This is a genomic window from Adonisia turfae CCMR0081, assembly GCF_011009555.1.
Lineage (GTDB): Bacteria > Cyanobacteriota > Cyanobacteriia > Phormidesmidales > Phormidesmidaceae > Leptothoe > Leptothoe turfae.
In genome coordinates this window covers 5380680-5397332 of sequence record NZ_QXHD01000004.1, presented here as the reverse complement: position 1 = coordinate 5397332, position 16653 = coordinate 5380680, and the positions used below count along the sequence as shown (strand labels likewise).

23 protein-coding genes are annotated in these 16653 nt (G+C 46.3%); 8 read left to right on the top strand and 15 right to left on the bottom strand.

The genetic code is table 11. The features are described from left to right. Positions 1 to 62 precede the first annotated feature (62 nt). Positions 63 to 1439, top strand: coding sequence for a gluconeogenesis factor YvcK family protein (locus DXZ20_RS26940; protein WP_163664068.1), 1377 nt, complete (start codon positions 63 to 65; stop codon positions 1437 to 1439). A gap of 56 nt (positions 1440 to 1495) precedes the next feature. On the opposite strand, the gene DXZ20_RS26935 is transcribed toward DXZ20_RS26940, so the two are convergent. The 4 genes from DXZ20_RS26935 to DXZ20_RS26920 all read right to left on the bottom strand — a co-directional run bounded on the left by DXZ20_RS26935 (position 1496) and on the right by DXZ20_RS26920 (position 3439). Then, on the bottom strand, positions 1496 to 1741 hold the full coding sequence (locus tag DXZ20_RS26935; protein ID WP_163664070.1) for a DUF8620 family protein: 246 nt from the start codon (positions 1739 to 1741) through the stop codon (positions 1496 to 1498). A gap of 370 nt (positions 1742 to 2111) precedes the next feature. Next, the gene (locus tag DXZ20_RS26930; protein WP_006514008.1) at positions 2112 to 2306 is read right to left on the bottom strand and encodes a hypothetical protein; all 195 of its coding nucleotides are present in this window, start codon (positions 2304 to 2306) and stop codon (positions 2112 to 2114) included. Positions 2307 to 2623: 317 nt separating this feature from the next. Further along, positions 2624 to 3046 (bottom strand): tetratricopeptide repeat protein, encoded by a 423-nt coding sequence (locus DXZ20_RS26925; protein WP_163664073.1) that lies wholly within the window; start codon positions 3044 to 3046, stop codon positions 2624 to 2626. A 39-nt stretch (positions 3047 to 3085) separates the two neighbouring features. Continuing rightward, a complete protein-coding gene (locus DXZ20_RS26920) occupies positions 3086 to 3439 on the bottom strand; it encodes a HesB/IscA family protein (protein WP_006514010.1) in 354 nt (117 codons plus the stop codon). A gap of 200 nt (positions 3440 to 3639) precedes the next feature. On the opposite strand from DXZ20_RS26920, the gene DXZ20_RS26915 reads away from it, so the two are divergent. The 3 genes from DXZ20_RS26915 (at position 3640) to DXZ20_RS26905 (ending at position 6672) form a co-directional block, all read left to right on the top strand. Then, positions 3640 to 5238 (top strand): DUF6930 domain-containing protein, encoded by a 1599-nt coding sequence (locus DXZ20_RS26915; RefSeq protein ID WP_163664075.1) that lies wholly within the window; start codon positions 3640 to 3642, stop codon positions 5236 to 5238. 189 nt (positions 5239 to 5427) lie between these two features. Further along, complete coding sequence (locus tag DXZ20_RS26910) at positions 5428 to 5961, top strand: CBS domain-containing protein (RefSeq protein WP_163702173.1); 534 nt, start codon at positions 5428 to 5430, stop codon at positions 5959 to 5961. A 48-nt stretch (positions 5962 to 6009) separates the two neighbouring features. Beyond that, positions 6010 to 6672 carry a phosphoribosyltransferase gene (locus DXZ20_RS26905; protein ID WP_163702171.1) on the top strand — a complete coding sequence of 221 codons (663 nt, stop codon included), beginning with the start codon at positions 6010 to 6012 and terminating at the stop codon, positions 6670 to 6672. A gap of 160 nt (positions 6673 to 6832) precedes the next feature. On the opposite strand, the gene DXZ20_RS26900 is transcribed toward DXZ20_RS26905, so the two are convergent. After that, positions 6833 to 8128, bottom strand: coding sequence for a DNA methyltransferase (locus DXZ20_RS26900; protein ID WP_250565941.1), 1296 nt, complete (start codon positions 8126 to 8128; stop codon positions 6833 to 6835). Between the two features lie 246 nt (positions 8129 to 8374). Here DXZ20_RS26900 and DXZ20_RS26895 point away from each other — a divergent pair, with 246 nt between their 5' ends. Continuing rightward, complete coding sequence (locus DXZ20_RS26895) at positions 8375 to 9058, top strand: hypothetical protein (RefSeq protein ID WP_163702170.1); 684 nt, start codon at positions 8375 to 8377, stop codon at positions 9056 to 9058. Here DXZ20_RS26895 and cas6 read toward each other — a convergent pair. Further along, positions 9042 to 9908: a CRISPR-associated endoribonuclease Cas6 gene (cas6, locus tag DXZ20_RS26890; RefSeq protein ID WP_163702168.1), complete on the bottom strand. Its 867-nt coding sequence runs from the start codon at positions 9906 to 9908 to the stop codon at positions 9042 to 9044. The genes DXZ20_RS26895 and cas6 overlap by 17 nt on opposite strands. A 239-nt stretch (positions 9909 to 10147) precedes the next feature. Next, positions 10148 to 10345: a hypothetical protein gene (locus DXZ20_RS26885; protein ID WP_006514017.1), complete on the bottom strand. Its 198-nt coding sequence runs from the start codon at positions 10343 to 10345 to the stop codon at positions 10148 to 10150. Positions 10346 to 10648: 303 nt separating this feature from the next. On the opposite strand from DXZ20_RS26885, the gene rbp reads away from it, so the two are divergent. Next, entirely contained in the window at positions 10649 to 10945 is a 297-nt protein-coding gene (rbp, locus tag DXZ20_RS26880) for an RNA-binding regulator (RefSeq protein WP_006514018.1), read from the top strand. A gap of 3 nt (positions 10946 to 10948) precedes the next feature. On the opposite strand, the gene DXZ20_RS26875 is transcribed toward rbp, so the two are convergent. The 5 genes from DXZ20_RS26875 to DXZ20_RS37845 all read right to left on the bottom strand — a co-directional run bounded on the left by DXZ20_RS26875 (position 10949) and on the right by DXZ20_RS37845 (position 14129). Beyond that, positions 10949 to 11824: an MBL fold metallo-hydrolase gene (locus DXZ20_RS26875; RefSeq protein WP_348917943.1), complete on the bottom strand. Its 876-nt coding sequence runs from the start codon at positions 11822 to 11824 to the stop codon at positions 10949 to 10951. Between the two features lie 156 nt (positions 11825 to 11980). Further along, a complete protein-coding gene (locus DXZ20_RS26870) occupies positions 11981 to 12490 on the bottom strand; it encodes an inorganic diphosphatase (protein WP_163664090.1) in 510 nt (169 codons plus the stop codon). Positions 12491 to 12594: 104 nt separating this feature from the next. Then, positions 12595 to 12780: a TLTLP motif-containing protein gene (locus DXZ20_RS38865; RefSeq protein ID WP_006514021.1), complete on the bottom strand. Its 186-nt coding sequence runs from the start codon at positions 12778 to 12780 to the stop codon at positions 12595 to 12597. Positions 12781 to 13113: 333 nt separating this feature from the next. Continuing rightward, positions 13114 to 13518 (bottom strand): resolvase, encoded by a 405-nt coding sequence (locus tag DXZ20_RS26860; protein ID WP_163664092.1) that lies wholly within the window; start codon positions 13516 to 13518, stop codon positions 13114 to 13116. A 323-nt stretch (positions 13519 to 13841) separates the two neighbouring features. After that, entirely contained in the window at positions 13842 to 14129 is a 288-nt protein-coding gene (locus tag DXZ20_RS37845) for a hypothetical protein (RefSeq protein WP_250565940.1), read from the bottom strand. A gap of 549 nt (positions 14130 to 14678) precedes the next feature. Here DXZ20_RS37845 and DXZ20_RS26850 point away from each other — a divergent pair. Both DXZ20_RS26850 and DXZ20_RS26845 read left to right on the top strand, forming a co-directional pair. Beyond that, the gene (locus tag DXZ20_RS26850) at positions 14679 to 15005 is read left to right on the top strand and encodes a DUF433 domain-containing protein (RefSeq protein ID WP_006514026.1); all 327 of its coding nucleotides are present in this window, start codon (positions 14679 to 14681) and stop codon (positions 15003 to 15005) included. A 2-nt stretch (positions 15006 to 15007) separates the two neighbouring features. After that, complete coding sequence (locus DXZ20_RS26845; RefSeq protein ID WP_163702166.1) at positions 15008 to 15352, top strand: DUF5615 family PIN-like protein; 345 nt, start codon at positions 15008 to 15010, stop codon at positions 15350 to 15352. 3 nt (positions 15353 to 15355) lie between these two features. On the opposite strand, the gene DXZ20_RS26840 is transcribed toward DXZ20_RS26845, so the two are convergent. The 3 genes from DXZ20_RS26840 to DXZ20_RS26830 all read right to left on the bottom strand — a co-directional run. After that, positions 15356 to 15652, bottom strand: a complete 297-nt coding sequence (locus tag DXZ20_RS26840; RefSeq protein WP_163702164.1) for a caspase family protein — start codon at positions 15650 to 15652, stop codon at positions 15356 to 15358. A 74-nt stretch (positions 15653 to 15726) separates the two neighbouring features. Continuing rightward, a complete protein-coding gene (locus DXZ20_RS26835; RefSeq protein ID WP_163702162.1) occupies positions 15727 to 16122 on the bottom strand; it encodes a Pepco domain-containing protein in 396 nt (131 codons plus the stop codon). A 141-nt stretch (positions 16123 to 16263) separates the two neighbouring features. Further along, positions 16264 to 16653: formylglycine-generating enzyme family protein (locus DXZ20_RS26830; RefSeq protein ID WP_163703628.1), on the bottom strand; the 390-nt coding region annotated here is incomplete at its 5' end.

Here is a 16653-nt window from a genome sequence, read left to right as displayed (position 1 = left end):
AGCTGGGGACAGCTTATGACAAGATAACCCAAGGTTATAAAAAGGGCGTGAGAGATAAGCCTATGCTCTTGTGGATCGGTTCAATTAGGAAGTTTTTAAAGCGTAATATCCGATTTGTTTGGCAAGAAACAAAGGATTTAACCCCAGTGAACAAGCGCTGGGTACGCTGGCTTCTACCGGGTCTTTTAGTCAAACGCTGGCTGTTTCTAAGCACAGTGGGGGTGCTCCTGGTGGGTCTAGGGGCCATGATTTGGTTAAGATTAACCCCCGTCTTTTTGACCGTTCGATTTGTATCTACGGTACTGCGTACGATCACTCAGCTGATACCCCGATACATTAGTGGACCGCTGGCCATCATCTTTGGATTATCCCTAATTATTTGGGGGCAAAGTCGTACCCTGGGGTCAATTACGGAAGTTTTGCTACCGGGCAGCCAGGAAAGTAGCCTATGGGATGCGATCGCATCCCATCGTAAACTCAATCGCGGTCCCCGCATTGTGGTTGTTGGCGGTGGAACGGGCTTATCTACCATGCTACGCGGGTTAAAACGTTACAGCGCTAATATCACTGCCATTGTGACCGTGGCAGATGACGGCGGTTCATCAGGGCGACTACGGCGGGAAATGGGCGGTCTGCCCCCTGGCGATATTCGCAACTGTCTGGCCGCCCTGGCCGATCAAGAAAAACTGGTCACTGAACTTTTTCAATATCGCTTTAGCAGCGGCAGCGGTCTCAGCGGCCACAGTTTTGGCAACCTGTTTTTGGCCGCCATGAACGAAATAACTGGCGACTGGGAAAAGGCCATTGAGGCCAGTTCCCAGGTACTGGCGGTACGGGGTAAAGTGCTGCCTTCCACCCTCAGCGATGTCAAGCTGTGGGCAGAACTCAGCGATGGTCGGCGGATTGAGGGAGAGTCGAATATTACGAAGGCGCGGGGCCGCATCGTCAATATTGGCTGTACTCCATCTGCGCCACCAGCTCTGCCTAAAGCCATCGAAGCAATTAAGGAAGCTGACTATATCATCATTGGCCCAGGTAGCCTTTATACCAGCATTGTGCCGAATCTACTGTTGCCCGATATTGCAGATGCGATCGCATCTGCCCAGGTCCCCCGTGTATATGTGTGCAATATCATGACCGAACCCGGTGAAACCGACGATTACAGTGTTTCTGAGCATATTCGTGCCATTGACCGAGCCTGCGGTCGCCGGTTATTTGATGCTGTCCTTGTGCAAAAACGTTCACCCTCGACAGCGGCACTAGAGCGTTATCGCAAAGAGGGGGCAGAGCGAGTGGTGTTTGATCGAGATGCCGTCATCGCTTCAGGTCGCCGCATTGTCATCGCCAATGTCATGCATGAAACCGAAAAGGGCACCATTCGCCACGACCCACCACGACTGGCTAAGGTGCTCATGCGTTGGCACGCCAGGGTTTATTGATCATTATGTAGGTCAAACAATTATGTGGAGACGTTCCATGGAACGTCTCCACATAATTATCCCTTAGCAAAAAAACGATTTGATACCCAGTTAATCACACCGATGGCGATGGCCCCTGCCATCAAAATACCAATGGAGGGCATAAATAGGGGGTCCCACAGGCTGTACCAGATGTCGAACCCCAAATTAATATGGGCAGCTTTGCCTGCTAAGGACACTACAAACCACCCAAAACTGAGCAGCACAAAGAAAAGGTTGATGGTTAATGCTGTATTTAACCAGTTGATTAAGCGATCTTTCATTCAGACAACAAAAGCGACTTACGGTCTAATAGGTCAGATTATCAACCCTAAAGGGCAATTAATCGAGCACAATCGGAGCAAACTTGACTGAATATTTGCCCCAAAGTCATCAGTAGATCGCCCGGAGATAGCAAATATGATGACATTTTTCAGTAAAGTTTAATGTCTTAAAAAGGAAACTCTTAACACTCTAACAAACACCGAAACAGTCAAGTACCAGCCTCTTATTAGTCATATTTAAGATGCACATTGACCTTGAAATTGGCATCGCAAAAAGACAAAAAAATATGGCTGATCCAATCAGGATAGCCATACTGTAGAAGCTGAGTTTTACCGACGGTGAACAACAGAAGGGATGAGGGGTAAAGCCCTACACAGCATCAACATCAAGTCCTTGAGAAGCTTTTAAATTGTCAGGATCAACGTAGTGGCAAACTGAATCATCGATACAAATTAAAGCCCAACCAGACTTTTCGATTCCCATCAATTCATAGGGCCCATCCTGAACAAAGAACCCCTTGTGGTTTCTAGTTTCAGGCTTAACTTCTACAGCATGCTTATCCATTTTTTTAAGACTCCTTGCAACGGGGTGAGTTCCAACAAAAAGAAAATCTTATTGGAATCTTTTCTTAAGCTTATCAGTTCCTTTTTATTCCGAGCGTTAAGTTATCTGACCTCAAAAAAATGCAAAAAAAAGCGGGGATCATTGCCCCGCAACCCTTACAAAAAGCTAACGAACACCCACTACCCGACGTTTGTTAAGGGGGGTAGCGCCTGATGTTTTTAGGGCAAAAAAACAAAAATTCATAAATTTCTGTAAACCCTTAAAGTATCCCAAGTGGATCGTACGTTGACGCCACATGCCCTTTACAAACAGGGGTTTCAGCTATTGAAAATCCAGTTTTCTACTTTTTTAAGACTGGCCCAATCGGGTTTTCTAGTTAATCCTTCTTTAAAATTCTGCCGTATATCGTCTTGAACCTCCTCAACTGACATCACAAGTTGAGTTGCTAATTCGATATGTTCCCGTACTCCTTTACGACCGCTATCAAGAATTGCGATCGCAATGTTGATATGGGCTTGAGGGTCTTGAGGTGTGATCTTAATGGCTTTCTGAGCAGCTTTATAGGCAGCAGTAGGTTTCTCCGCCAGTAAATAGAGCCATGACAGGCATGTGTAGATAGCACTATTTTTGGGTGCCTGTGCGCTAAGTTCCTTGAACATAGGAATCAGAGTATCGACACTTTCACCTGCCTGGTAGCGGTTCAACCCCTCTTCAAACAGTTCATCAATGGTTTGGCTCATGGGAAGTTTTTATCGAAAACCTTCCCATTTTAAGCCGCCTTAGGCACTAAACGACTTGCCACAGCCACAGGTTTGGTCAGCGTTGGGATTCGTAAATTGAAAGCCACCACCGATGAGGGCATCGCTATAGTCGAGCACCAGTCCGTAGAGATAGAGCATGCTCTTTTTATCACAGATAACCTTGAAGCCTTCATAGTCAAACACTTCGTCGTGCTCGCCAAGATTGCCAAGGGTTTCAAAGTCCATCATATAAGACATGCCAGAGCAGCCTCCCTGACGTACCCCGACTCGCAGACACAGGTCATTTCCCTGTTTCTCTTTTAACGCGAGGAGGTGGGAGAGAGCCGCCTCAGTCATCATGATTCCCTGTTGCGATTGAGTAGCTTGGGTCATGGGTCGTGTGGTTAACTAAAATTCTGCCGTTAATACTTATATAGTGTAGCTTCAGGGACTGATAGAGCGCTTTTCTAGCTTCAATGGCAATCATTGAATACAGCCACGTTTATTACCCTCAATAGTTGAACAAATCTATCGGGACATAGCCAATGGTTTGATTCTTCTCCACAATAGAGGCTGTTTATATACCCATATTTATGCCTCCACTGAGCCCGTTTACCCGCCGTCGTATTCAAAAGCTACCCCAAACGGATAGTGTTTGGGAGGGGGGACGTTTTTCTATGCCTGAAGCCCAGGAAGATGAGCGTGACTGTATTTTGTGGATTGATGGCAATCAGGGGTATGTACGCAGTGTAGATCTGATCTCTGCCAATAGTGGGTATGACGCCGTAGCGCGGAGTTTACTGCAGGCGATAGAACATCCTCAAGGACCTGCTGAACCAAGCCGTCCCCAGAGAGTTGTTGTCAACGATCGAGAGTTACAGTTTTTTTTGCGGGGTGTGCTTCAGGATTTAGAGATCGATGTTGTCTATGGGGCTAAGCTGCCTTGGGTAGACGAAATTTTTGATCATGTGTTGTCCCACTTCTCCGTACCGTCCTCCTCTTTGCCGGCAAATTACAGCGAGAGTCTTCGTCAAAAAGCGCTGGCGTTGTGGCATGAAGCGCCTTGGTATCAACTTAGTGAGCAGGAACTACTGGCGATTGAGTTAAATCAATGGGATGTGGATACGCTGTATGTGTCTATTTTAGGCATGGCCGATGTGGACTATGGTTTGCTGTTTTATCGCAATTTGGATTCACTATTGCAATTTCGTGAGCGCGTTCTGGATTGCGATAGCATCAGCGCCGATTTACCCATGTCTATGTCTCCCCAGGATCTACAGCAAATTTTTCTGACGCAGGACTGCTTTTTTCTAAACTACGTTGTCGAACGCCCCCGCCAGCCAGAACCTGATGACTATGAATTTGGCAGTATCCACCCCCTTGAAGGGATGCGCCATGAACTAGATGAGGCGGAGGCCGCTACGTTGATCGTGGCATTAGAGGCCCTGCATCGCTTTTTTAAAAAAGCGCCCGATCCCCTTAATGTTTTAGAGCCCATTGAAAAAACCTTCCGAGTGCCTAACCCTATGGAAGGCAGCCATCCTAAACAATGCACGGTAAACGTGAAGTCACTGCCAGAGGTTTCGACTAATTTGATGGCAGAAACTGAGGACATGTTGGATCTAGGAGAGAATTTTGCCAGTGGTCCTATCTTGCACGATGATCTTGTCCCTGATGGCGCTCTGATTTTACTGACCAAGCTACCTCCAGACCGCCTCAAGCAACTGCGCACTGGAAACATGTACTATCAGCCTGTTGCTAGCGTTAAAGCTAGCGCCAAAAAAGCCGCTTGGCCTGTGGTAATTGTTCAAACATCTCGCCCTAAAGCCATGGCCCTGGTTGAGCACATCGAGTTAATCGGCGGGATTAAGTCCATGTGTTTCAATCCTGGTCATGATCCGTTTAGTCAGCTCACATTTCAATTGGGTATTTGGCAAGCTGGTGATAATAGTTTCCACCTATTCCATGAATATGACGTGAGCGATGGTCAACATCGCACTGCCCTAGATAAATGGCATCAACAGCAAATCAAAAGTCATGGTTGCTGCGGCGTTATGATTGCGGCAGGGGTGACGGGACGAAATCGGGGAAATCCCCAGGAAAAAGATGTTGTGGCCTTTTTAGAAGTTAATTTTTGTCCCCCTGAAGCCCTCAATTTAGAGCCCCTAGTCTTGAGCTATGCCTTGGAATAATGTGGGGTATACGTCAGTGTCGCCATTCAATCTTCAAAACTCAACCCTGAAAACGGATGCACATCTAGTAGTCTGTAAATCTTGAACGTGATGCACTACGATCCCCCTTCATAAATTCCTCAGATTCTTTACCTACAAAAGGTATGGGAGGAACTATGGACGGCGGAGTCATTGTTCAGGGAGGACGACATGCTATTTGTGAAAGACATTATGACCAAGCCTGTGATTGTCATTCGCAGTTCGGCAACGGTAGAAAATGCAATTTGGCTGATGCGGACTAAGCGCGTGCGATCGCTAATTGTAGAAGAGGCTGAAGGTCAGGGTCCCTATGGGATTGTAACTGAGAGAGATATTATCTATAAGGTGATCGCTAAGGGCAGCTCTCCACACTTTACTCGGGTTAGCAATGTAATGCGACGTCCTTGTATCCGCATGCCCATGAATGCCACGTTACAGGAAGCGGCCCAAATTTTCTCAGCCACAGGTGTGCATCGAGCTCCGGTAATTGAGGATGACCAGCTACTGGGCATTATTTCATTGACGGACATGCTGATGAAAGGACACCCAGGTGCCCTGTCTCGGGATGAACTCTCCCAACGAGTACAATCAGCGTTACAGCATGCTCGAATCATTGATGATGAAGATGCTCAGATTCAACAAGAATGTGACATCGCCTGGCAAGTACTTGAAACCATGAAACCCCAGACGGTTACTTCGGTTTAATGGGGGTGTACCTATCGTGGAGTAGGGGTAATGGCTATGGGAAAAAGCATGAACACTCGATTTCGCGATCGCACCGAGGCAGGCCAGAAACTAGCGCTACAGCTCCAAGCCTACGCCAATCGTGCGGATGTTTTAGTGTTAGCCCTGCCACGGGGTGGGGTGCCCGTGGCCTACGAGATTGCCCGCACCCTCAACCTAACCCTGGATCTTTGTTTGGTACGCAAGTTAGGAGATCCCGATAATAAGGAACATGCCATCGGAGCCATTGCCGCAAATGGTGCACGGGTGATTAACTATGACGTTGTCCGCTGGTTGGGAATTACTAAACAGCAGCTTGAAGAGATTACGGCCCAGGAGCAGCAAGAGTTACAACGCCGAGAACAGGTGTATCGCGGTAATCGCCCTAAAGTCAATGTCTATGATCGCATTGTTGTTTTGGTTGACGATGGGTTAGCCACTGGGGCAACTATGCGGGCGGCGGTGATGGGGGTGAGATCTCAATATCCAAGGCAATTGATTGTAGCTGTACCCATTGCCTCTCAAAATGCATACCAACAACTTAAAAAGCAGGTAGATCGGCTGGTGTGTTTGTGTATTCCCAACCGTCTGTTTGCCATTGGGCTATGGTATGACAATTTTGAGCAGGTCACGGATGAACAGGTTTGTACTTTACTGGATCGCTTGACTGTTGCGCACAATCTACCAGGGTAAAGTCTGAATTTAGAGAGATCCAACTAAACTCTTGAATTAAAAAGATTTCGGCGACCAACAACAATGTTTATATCAGGCTGTACAACACCATTAAAGCAAGCTTTTGGGCAGGTAATATGTTGTGCAACAGCTACGTATAACATGCGCCCAAAGAGATGTTTTAACCGGGCCAACGGAGCAAAACAACTTCTTCTCTAAGATCTACTTCGGTCTTAGACGCACGTCTTGTGCGGAAAAGGTCGATACCCATCAGTTCATAACCGAGATCTTGAGCAATGTGGGCGAGCAGGGAGCCCGTGGGGATATGCACCTGTAGGTAGGATGCCTGGTCCCCAACAACGTAGGCTAATCGGGCATTGGGACGGAGTCGCGATCGCAAATTAGCCAGATGACAGGCCATCCCACCAAAATAAAGCGTTGTTGCCCGTGCATACAGTCGAGAAAACCCACTCGTTTTACCCAGTTCTTTCCGTCGTCGATTGATGGTATCGGCAATCTCTAAAATCTGAGGATAGTTTTGAATCCATCGATCATCATCGTCATCACGATAGACACAACGGCTATTAGACCGCACCAGTTCATGCTTAATTGCTTGCAAACCAGCCTTATTTTCCAAAAATCCCAGGAGTACTGACTCTAGACGGGTAGTCCGGGTATAGTCTTTTTCATTGGGATAGGGAGGTGATGTAATCACCACATCAACCGAGTTGGGCGCAATATGACGATGGGGCTGACGAGCATCCCCCAAATGCACAACAGCAGACTGGGTTGGTGAAAATGCATTCCCTAAAGCACTCAAATCCTGGACCATTATGTTGACCTGTTGTAACCAATGAGCAACCACCTGAGCATCGGACTTGTGTTTGCGGGAAACACTCACCTCCGGAGCAAATCGTAGATTGCTCGCAAATACCGCTGAGTTCGCTAAGGCAAGGCGGTAATGTCGCCAAGCGACGCTAGAACGGTCTCGATCAATATGCCCTAACAACGTCAGAACTTTTTGGAGCGGACGGGGACTAATGGCATCTTTAAACAATAAGCCAGCTGCTTCTGGAGATAAGCTTGGGGCAAGATTTGGTAATAGATCTAACTCGTCCCGCACGGCTGCCGCAATCACCTCAGCGGTTTGGGACAAATGCTCCGGTAGCGGTGACCAATCTAGTTTTACAGAGGATGCAAAATGCGCCATTGGATTTGCTTCTAGCCCAACGGCAGGTAGACCCAGTTTTTTCGCTTCAACGACAGTGGTTCCTGTTCCAGAGAACGGATCTAAAACAACAGTTTGTTCAGTCGCTTGCAGTCGATGTAAATAATGTCTCACTAAGTGAGGCGGAAAAGACAAGACAAACCGATACCAGTTATGTATAGCTCTATCCTTAGAGCTCAGTTGGTTACGGGCTTTACGACCAAGTTCAAGGTCTAAAAGATCTGAGTCAGACAACGTAAGAGATGCCATTAGTAACTGTGATAAAACGCTTGGCTTGGCCCCATGCAAAATATAAAGACTTTAAATTCAGCGCAGATCAGCGTAAGTGTTGGACTAAGAGTTTGATACCTTATTCAAATATGGACCAGGGGCAGTATAACGGATGTTGTCTTTCAGTACAAATGAATTATTATGACGGGTATAACAAAGTGTCGCATAGAGCTCGGCTGAATGTATTGGTGTAATTTGGCATTCTAAGGATGTCAACCAAATCACGTGAGACAGCTTCGACACAATAAGCGTGAGTTAGTATTGCGCTTCTCAAATTTAGGGCGTCATCACATTGCCGGAAGCGTTACGAATCTGGCACGACTGGGGTCACTTAGCTTAGTTAGTGTGGTCTGGCTAGGTTATTGTCAAGCGCCATTGCTGTGGGTGGTGTTGATGGCAGCAGGCATTTTATTGATCTTGGTAGAGCCCTTTGTGCCAACACTCTATCCTGAGGTAGCCACCTGTATATTCAACAAAGCGTTTAATCGGTTCACCATTGTCCACGAAATTCCTCGGGGTCGAAAACGTCAGCGACAGGTTAATCACTATCACCTCAGCCACATTGAGCAAGTGCAAGTGTATCGTCAGCGAGTGGGGTTATGGCGTTTGAACTACGTGATGATCATCCGAGTGTCGTCCCCAGCCAATACAATTATCCATGTCAATGGCTGGTCAGATCAGGTGCTGATTCAAACGGGTGCCCGCCCCATTCAGCTGCTATCTAAGACCGTTCGCTATCATCTGGGTCGACGCACTGCCGTTGATTGGTCTTTCATTGATGTTCCCCACGGATTACCCATTGCTGAAATTGGTCGCAGGATTGTTTCTCGTAACTCTATGGAACGGTTGGATAAGTTTGACCTGCGACGGTTAGCCCACACCATTGAGCAGTTTATTTGGTCGCCGTGATCGCTCGTACCATACCCAGACCGAGAAATGTTTTATTGCCAATACCACAGTAACGGCTAAAGTTCGTCAGCGCGTTGATACGCTTAATAATCAACGGATCCGCTGTACCTGAAATTTGAAATGTTAAATCACCGAGGCAGCCAATAATTGTTTTATTACCACCAATGGACACTGTGACCGTACGCAAATCAAAGGTTTTTGCAACAATGGGGGTAATGGTGTCAGGGGCGAATACCAGTCCACTGTAGCGATTCCAGCACTTGCGCAAACCGTGAAAAACAGCATCGCGTGTGGGTAGTGGAGACTCTTGTTCTCCCTGGCGAAAAACCGCAGGTGTAATGAGCTGAAACGTCAAGTGACGGTTACTGTCAGACGCTTGCTTATACAGTTGTTGATAACTAATATGGCTGGTCCATTCTGGAATATTGGCCGGTGCAAAATTTGTGATGTGTAATCGCGCAGGTCCCAGATACCAAGGTTTACGGGCAGCTACCTGTTCCAATCGTGAGCTGATGTGCTTAAACAGCCCATCATCTAGTAGAGCAATCCGCCACCAGCAGTGAGATCCGGCGGGCATTGAACTATTCGCATATTGAAATGTAGTGGTTTCTAACTGCTGACGCGGGAGTAAAAATTTAAGGTTGCGGGCTGACGTGGTTTGAGGTTGAGACGCCATCTGTAACGGACTCAAAGCAAACGCTCGATAACTATATGCTTGTAGCGTTTGACTCAGGTCTACATCAACGGCACTAATGAGGGCTAAAAACAATCGGTGTAGATGATACCCTCGAAGATATTGGAACGGGATAGTTGATTCCGCAACTAGATTAATAACTAGACTTTCTGGCATGCCGTTGGGGCTCTTGGCCGTGGTAGATATCCCTTTCTTCTAGATGTAATAGTGATGTCCAGGACAGTTATCGTCGGGGAAGTCAGGGTGTTCACTATAGCTCGGCAAGCCCCAAAACAAATAATCCCAGTCTAGTTCTACGACCAGACTGGGACACAGCAGACTATAGACCATATATGGATAAAGATGCTTGGGGCATGATCGACCTAAGCACCGGCTGAAACCTTGAGTTTTACCGTTTACTTAAGAAGACGAGTGATCCGAATGTCATATTCAGTTGCTTTAGGATATTCTTGCCCTGCTTTAAATAGTGCAGTGTCGTGGGCATCTGTGCGACCACTGGCATCTATTTCATAGCGAGTCGCCATAATACGATTGCTGGCATGATTTTTCCCAGCACATTCTTTAATATCGACGAACACTTCAAATGTGTGCATGATGGGCTCTCCTTATCCGCCGGGTAGCAATATCGGCGAATACCCAAGTATGTTGTGTCAATCTAGGATCACTGATGAGTTAGCCGAAAATAATTGATGAATCTTGGTAGTTCGACACAACTAGTTTTAGAAACATGAAGCCTGAGCCCAGCTATGAGAACGTGAGAAATTAATAATTTGAAGATGAAAAAACACCGTTTGCGCACTCTGAACGAAAAGCTGTGCGGTATGATATCACCCGAGTAGGCTGTTTACTACCAAGCATTTGAGAGCAGCTGAGCACGTAAGCATCGGAGAGTAATCGTGACTATTTACGTTGGAAATCTGTCATTCCAAGCCACAGAAGATGATATTAGGGATGTATTTGTCGAGTACGGTGAAGTGGCCCGCATTACACTGCCTGTTGACCGTGAAACTGGTAAACGTCGTGGCTTTGCCTTTATCAACATGGTCAAAGATGAGGAAGAAGATTTGGCCATTGCCGAATTAGATGGTGCCGAGTGGCTTGGACGTGAGCTACGGGTGAATAAGGCTAAACCCAAAGGTGATGACAGCCGCCGCCCCAGCCGCAACAGTAACTTTTCCCGTAACCCTCTTTAATGTTTAGTTTTTCGCCAAACTGATCACCATCCCTTCATGGGCCAGCAAAACTTGAGGCTCAACATCTTTAAGCTGATGTGCGAAGGCCTTTAACATGGCATCAGTTTGGCGAGGACCATAATGAACCATGGCAAGTCGTTTGACCTGGGCTGCCTGGGCCAGGTTAATGGCCGCTTGCCATGGTTTCTGGGAAGACGGAATTTGGATCTGATCGCACATATCTATATATAGGCCATCGTAGATGAGTAAATCTGCGTGATGGGCTAGAAATAGTAGATTTTCGTCAAGATGCTCATAATCAGTATCTGTGGCATATACCACCGACTTGTCCTGATAATTCAGTCGGTATCCAAGGGCATTATTGTCAACATTTAAGCCGATGGGCTCAATTTGAACATTGCCAATTTGCAGGGTTTCACCAGGGGTAATGTCATGGAATGTGAGATTAGCCCGCATGGTGTGTAGGGGAAGCGAAAACCCTGGTTTAAGCATCTGTGTTGTTAAACACTGTTTGATGGAAGCCCCATTAGCAGCTATTCCACCATAGATATGAAAGTGATTGCCCGCTTCAAAGGCTGGTAAAAAAAATGGAAATCCTTGAATGCGATCCCATTGGGTGTGGGTAAAAAACAGATGGCCTTCCACAGGCACTGACGTTTGATATAAGGTTTCACCTAGCACCCTAAGACCGGTGCCACCATCAAAAATAAAACGCTGTTGATCGGCCAAAACCTCAATACAGGATGTATTGCCTCCGTAGAAGGCTGTGGCTGCACCTGGTGTTGGTACGCTGCCACGCACCCCCCAAAATTTAATCAAGAGGCCCGATTGAAATTGTAGTGTGCTTTCTGTGCCTGACATATAGGCAGATACACTCACGGCGTGTATCCCCAAACTGTACGCATGCTCATGTAAGGTTGGTTGTCCCCTGTAACCTCAAGGATACTAGTAGGCATTATAGGGACACATTTTATACGGTGATGTATCCCTATAATGCTTAATCCACTATTCGGAGATTACTAGCTCCATACCGGACTACTTAGCAGCAGCAATACACTTTTCTACAAGAGGTTGCACCTCATCCAGGCCTTTCCAACCCAAGATTTCGGTTACTTTCTTCTCCAAGTTTTTGTAGGTTTTAAAGAATTCTGCAATTTCATCTAAACGATGAGATGCAATGTCATCTAGAGTTTTAACACCTGCATAACGAGGATCTTTGTCAGGAACACATAAAATTTTCTCGTCACGATCGCCACCGTCGATCATTTCGAGCATACCGATAGGTCTAGCTGCGATCACACATCCAGGGAATGTGGGTTCATCCATGATGACCATGCCATCTAGGGGATCGCCATCATCAGCTAATGTGTTGGGTACAAAACCGTAGTCATAGGGATACTGAACAGACGAGAAAAGGACGCGATCTAGGGCAAATGCATTGATATCCTTATCAAACTCATACTTATTCTTGCTGCCGCCTGTAATCTCGATCAATACGTTGATCAGACCTGGCTTAGGCTGAGCAGGAATACGAGATAAATCCACGATACTTCTCCAACTATTAATGAGCAGTCGGGATAAACGTAAACCGTCTATCCCGATAGCATTTTAGGAGAAAAGGGAGACAGCACCCACGGAGTGGTTAGATCTTATTCGTTTGTTTGTATTGCCGAGTAAGGTAAACCATTCAGGGTATCGATGGGTATTGATGAAAAATAAGTTACCGTAAATAGGGGCAATGTCAGGGTTGCTAAGGCAATAAAAGTACCTAGTAGTTCTACAAGTGGACTATGAGGGGGTTCAGAATTAGACTCTAACTGACTGGCAGATTCCATGCTGGAGGATATGCAAAAAATGATAAAAAACTAAGGTATACGTTGCTCTCATTGACGTATAGGCCTTGGAGGGTATGAATTTAAAGATGTTAAGTGACCCTATGGTGGTCTGTTCATAAAGGAGTAGTTTGTGATGGGTGCTAACTGCCGACATCCACTAGGGTAAACATCAACGGGGCCATGCTAAATTCCTGCCGGTATATGTCAAAATGCAAATCTTGACAATGCTCACTTGATCCAAGGTTAGCACTGGTTTGTGGATCTAGACGCAGCTTAAAATATAAAGTATAAGCCGTATCCAAGTTCATGGCTTGTCCAACACTATGGGGCAGTCTAATGGCTTTGTTCTATCAGCTCTCGAATCACCTTCAGTTCAGCCAGTACCTGGCGTAGAAGTTGATGGGTAATGGTTTCTGCTGGTTGGCTAATTTCAATGGTGACCTGTTTAATCCCTAAAACATCTTGAGCAAAGCGGGCTACTTCGTTGGGATGGAACATCAGCGGCTCTTCTTTATGATGTCTTGATTCAGGGTTAAGACGCTTATGGTCAAATGGGGGATTAAGAATTAGAGCATCGGTGTTGGCATAGCGATAAACCGATGCTCGGGAACGGTTTAGCACCTTTTGCACTGATTCCACACTCATGAGGTTATGGGTGTCAGCTTCGACGGAAACGTGGGGCTCGAGGGTATTAATGGCTGTAGTGACACTGTCTAATGCATTGGTTATGTCGGACATGGGGAAACCAATCTTTGTTTTATGGCTAGACACACTCTACGCATATTGAGCCTCATGTCAATACTTAGGGTCTATTTTTAAGACAATGAGTGGTTCTTAGTGTTCATGGGCTTGACTGCCTAGCTTTTTGCAACATGTGATGGTGGGGCTACATGAAAGTCTTAATTTGAGATTCAGAGTCTTTACATTGGTCTTGTTTTGAAGTTATATAGTCTTGTTTTGAGATTTAATTTGCGATCGCACCTCTCCTGCTCCCAGCTACCCCATTGGAGTTGTGTCAGGATGTCAACAGAGTGTGTGATTTAACTGCCGACTCAGGCTGCCTAAAGCTCTCGTTCTACTTTGACTAACGCCTCAATTGTCAGACTAGTGGGTGCTTCTCCACCAAAAGCTGTGCCGATGCGCTTATCAGTAAAGTGATCAAAAGCCAGGTTGCAAACCTCGTTGGGCAATGGCACATACCCCACCACCTCTGACTCACCAACAATAGCCTCAGTGAAATAGTCATAGGTGCCTGACTCGACTGTACTTGCATTGAGGCAGCCTATTTTTACGTTGGATAGCTTAATGCTGTTGCAGCGGTCATATTTGCAAGAAACGCTTTGTCTCAAGGCAAGATCAAGATCGCAATCTCAAGACTCACATTAAGTCAGTGAGTCTTATTTTAAGACACGAAAGATGCCTATGATTGTGAATCTATCTCTTGAAGGTGATAGAGACGCAGTAAACTTAGGTCACTTTTTTGGGAGTGTTGCCATAAACTACAGGTTATTTGTGTCGATTGCGATCGCAAATACTGCAATTCCCAGCTATAGATTGGATAGGGGTATCCTAGGGGTGCGGCAGACTTTAAAGGATGTTTTGACCTAAAAATAGCTCTCGAAATTTAGTCCATTTTTAGTCCATATTCCTTTAGGTACCTCTAAAGTTATTGAATTTAGATGGTTTTGAGTTTTTGATTGGCTGCGATGTACGCAACTAGTCAGACAGGTTAAATGCAGTATTCAATGTATGATCCGATACCTCATCCCCTCCTGGTAGATGTTCAATACGTTCATACTCATTGAGTTCCTGACGCTCGTCTCCACCTAATCAGGTTTTGAAAATTAACTGACTAGAATAGGGTTAAGCCCCCTGAGCCTGGCCCAGAAAGTACCTTTATGACGCTCCAGCAACTTCAACCTCAATTATTAGCCCTATCGCCAGACGAAAAAGCCCAGGCGATCAATTTATTGGTTGCCAGTCTTACTAACAGTTGGCCTGGCATTAAAAAAACAACAGGGGTGATGGGGGGCGATGCCTGTATTCGTCAAACACGAATTCCGGTTTGGTTGCTGGTGAGCTTACGTAACCAGGGAGCGACGGAAGCCTATTTGCTTGAAGATTATCCAGGCTTAACAGCGACTGATCTGGCTAATGCCTGGCTCTATGCCACAGCTCACATAGATGAGATTACTGCTGCTATTCAGCGACAAGCGGCAGCATAACCATGGCTCGACTTTATTCAGATGAAGGATTTCCTAAAAAGGTAAGCGAAAAACTAAAGCAGTTGGACCATGATGTTTTAACTGTTCAGGAAGCTGGTCAGGCTAACCAGGGTATTCCAGATGATCAGGTGCTGGCCTATGCGACAGATCAAAACCGGGCTGTGTTAACTATAAATCGGGCTGACTTTATTCGCCTGCATCGGCAGAGTTCAGAGCATGCTGGTATTGTTGTTTGTACGGAAGATTTGAACCGAGAGAGATTTGCTAATCGCGTTGATGCAGCGATCTCGAAGGAAGATACGTTGGCAGGAAAACTTATCCGCGTTAATCGACCTGACAAGGATTGAAAGTCAATTTTGCAGGTCAGCAAAAAAGCACCACAGATTATCACCCTCCCGTAAAAATGGCTTTTCAAAACGTGTCCGAAAAAATCGCCGCAGTGTAGCACAGGTGGGCACCGCATCTAGATCCGGACCATAGTCCTGGGGAATCGGGGCTGCATCATTAGAGAAGTGATAGACCTGCTCAAACTTAAGCTCATCGATAAAAAACTGACGCACTGAGTCCGCATCCCGCTTCGCATAGTTCAGCCGTTGCAGGTAGCGATAACCATTAATACCGATAGTAATTGCCCAGTTTCTGGCCATAACCAGCAGTCAGAAGGCAGTTAAAGATACGATATCTGAATTTCAAATTACTCAAACAGCTTTGAGCTGCAAGCCTAATTGCTTTTTCCATCTGGACGTGTAAACTTCAGGGTAATACCGCCTGAGTTCCCTAGCTTGCCACCATTACCAACCAAACTAAGCTGACCTTCCGCATTGATTTCCACCGACAGTTCCACTTCATTTAACTGCAATCCTGTTTCCGTCGTCGCCTGGTCAAATAAATCATTAACTACCGCCAGCATTCCCTGCATTTGTGTTTTCAAAGCCTGAGCATCCAGGGGCACTCGTTTACGGTTTAGGCGTTGCCTGATCACTTCCATCGGCCCTTGAGTCGGCTCATCTCCCCAGCCACCACCGGTATCATCGCCATTGCGTTCACCCTCAATAGAGGTGATTTTTTCTGTTTCTTCAAATTCAGCAATGACATAAAGCTGTGGTTGGTCAGACATGGGTGGGGCTCCTTAAGCAGATAGGTAGGGTGGGCAGCCCACCCTACTTCTTTCAAAATCCTAATTGCACCTGAGCGTAGCTACCCTACACTTACCCTAAGTGCAAGAAAAAACAGTTTTTATTTCTTCAGGGTAAAAGAGCTACAAAGTCCACGAGGAAGCGCAGACAACTCGAAAACCAATATAGCTGTTCCTATTGCCGCGCGCGAGCCAGTTACGAAGAGCCGAACGGCAGAAACCAGGGTCGGCGTTCCAGGCACCGCCCCGCAGCAGTCTTAAATCATTGTCATCAGAGGATAACCAGGCTTTTCCATCAGCCGGTGCTCCAACATAATTCTTATGCCAATGGTCTAAACACCATTCCCACACATTGCCATGCATGTCATAGAGGCCAAAGGCATTAGCCGGAAAGCGACCCACATCAGTTGTTTCTTTCCGATATTCACCTTTAGGCCCCTGTCCGTAAGAGCCTGAGTAAGTCTTGCCTTCATATTCCCAATCTGTCCCAGAATAATTGGCTAAGTCAGTCTT

What these genes read in the sequence shown, in the direction of transcription:
- DXZ20_RS26940 (WP_163664068.1), top strand. Translation starts at nt 63, where the DNA reads ATGCTCTTGTGGATCGGTTCAATTAGGAAGTTTTTAAAGCGTAATATC.
- DXZ20_RS26935 (WP_163664070.1), bottom strand. Translation starts at nt 1,741, where the DNA reads ATGAAAGATCGCTTAATCAACTGGTTAAATACAGCATTAACCATCAAC.
- DXZ20_RS26930 (WP_006514008.1), bottom strand. Translation starts at nt 2,306, where the DNA reads ATGGATAAGCATGCTGTAGAAGTTAAGCCTGAAACTAGAAACCACAAG.
- DXZ20_RS26925 (WP_163664073.1), bottom strand. Translation starts at nt 3,046, where the DNA reads ATGAGCCAAACCATTGATGAACTGTTTGAAGAGGGGTTGAACCGCTAC.
- DXZ20_RS26920 (WP_006514010.1), bottom strand. Translation starts at nt 3,439, where the DNA reads ATGACCCAAGCTACTCAATCGCAACAGGGAATCATGATGACTGAGGCG.
- DXZ20_RS26915 (WP_163664075.1), top strand. Translation starts at nt 3,640, where the DNA reads ATGCCTCCACTGAGCCCGTTTACCCGCCGTCGTATTCAAAAGCTACCC.
- DXZ20_RS26910 (WP_163702173.1), top strand. Translation starts at nt 5,428, where the DNA reads ATGCTATTTGTGAAAGACATTATGACCAAGCCTGTGATTGTCATTCGC.
- DXZ20_RS26905 (WP_163702171.1), top strand. Translation starts at nt 6,010, where the DNA reads ATGAACACTCGATTTCGCGATCGCACCGAGGCAGGCCAGAAACTAGCG.
- DXZ20_RS26900 (WP_250565941.1), bottom strand. Translation starts at nt 8,128, where the DNA reads ATGGCATCTCTTACGTTGTCTGACTCAGATCTTTTAGACCTTGAACTT.
- cas6 (WP_163702168.1), bottom strand. Translation starts at nt 9,908, where the DNA reads ATGCCAGAAAGTCTAGTTATTAATCTAGTTGCGGAATCAACTATCCCG.
- DXZ20_RS26885 (WP_006514017.1), bottom strand. Translation starts at nt 10,345, where the DNA reads ATGCACACATTTGAAGTGTTCGTCGATATTAAAGAATGTGCTGGGAAA.
- DXZ20_RS38865 (WP_006514021.1), bottom strand. Translation starts at nt 12,780, where the DNA reads ATGGAATCTGCCAGTCAGTTAGAGTCTAATTCTGAACCCCCTCATAGT.
- DXZ20_RS26860 (WP_163664092.1), bottom strand. Translation starts at nt 13,518, where the DNA reads ATGTCCGACATAACCAATGCATTAGACAGTGTCACTACAGCCATTAAT.
- DXZ20_RS26850 (WP_006514026.1), top strand. Translation starts at nt 14,679, where the DNA reads ATGACGCTCCAGCAACTTCAACCTCAATTATTAGCCCTATCGCCAGAC.
- DXZ20_RS26845 (WP_163702166.1), top strand. Translation starts at nt 15,008, where the DNA reads ATGGCTCGACTTTATTCAGATGAAGGATTTCCTAAAAAGGTAAGCGAA.
- DXZ20_RS26840 (WP_163702164.1), bottom strand. Translation starts at nt 15,652, where the DNA reads ATGGCCAGAAACTGGGCAATTACTATCGGTATTAATGGTTATCGCTAC.
- DXZ20_RS26835 (WP_163702162.1), bottom strand. Translation starts at nt 16,122, where the DNA reads ATGTCTGACCAACCACAGCTTTATGTCATTGCTGAATTTGAAGAAACA.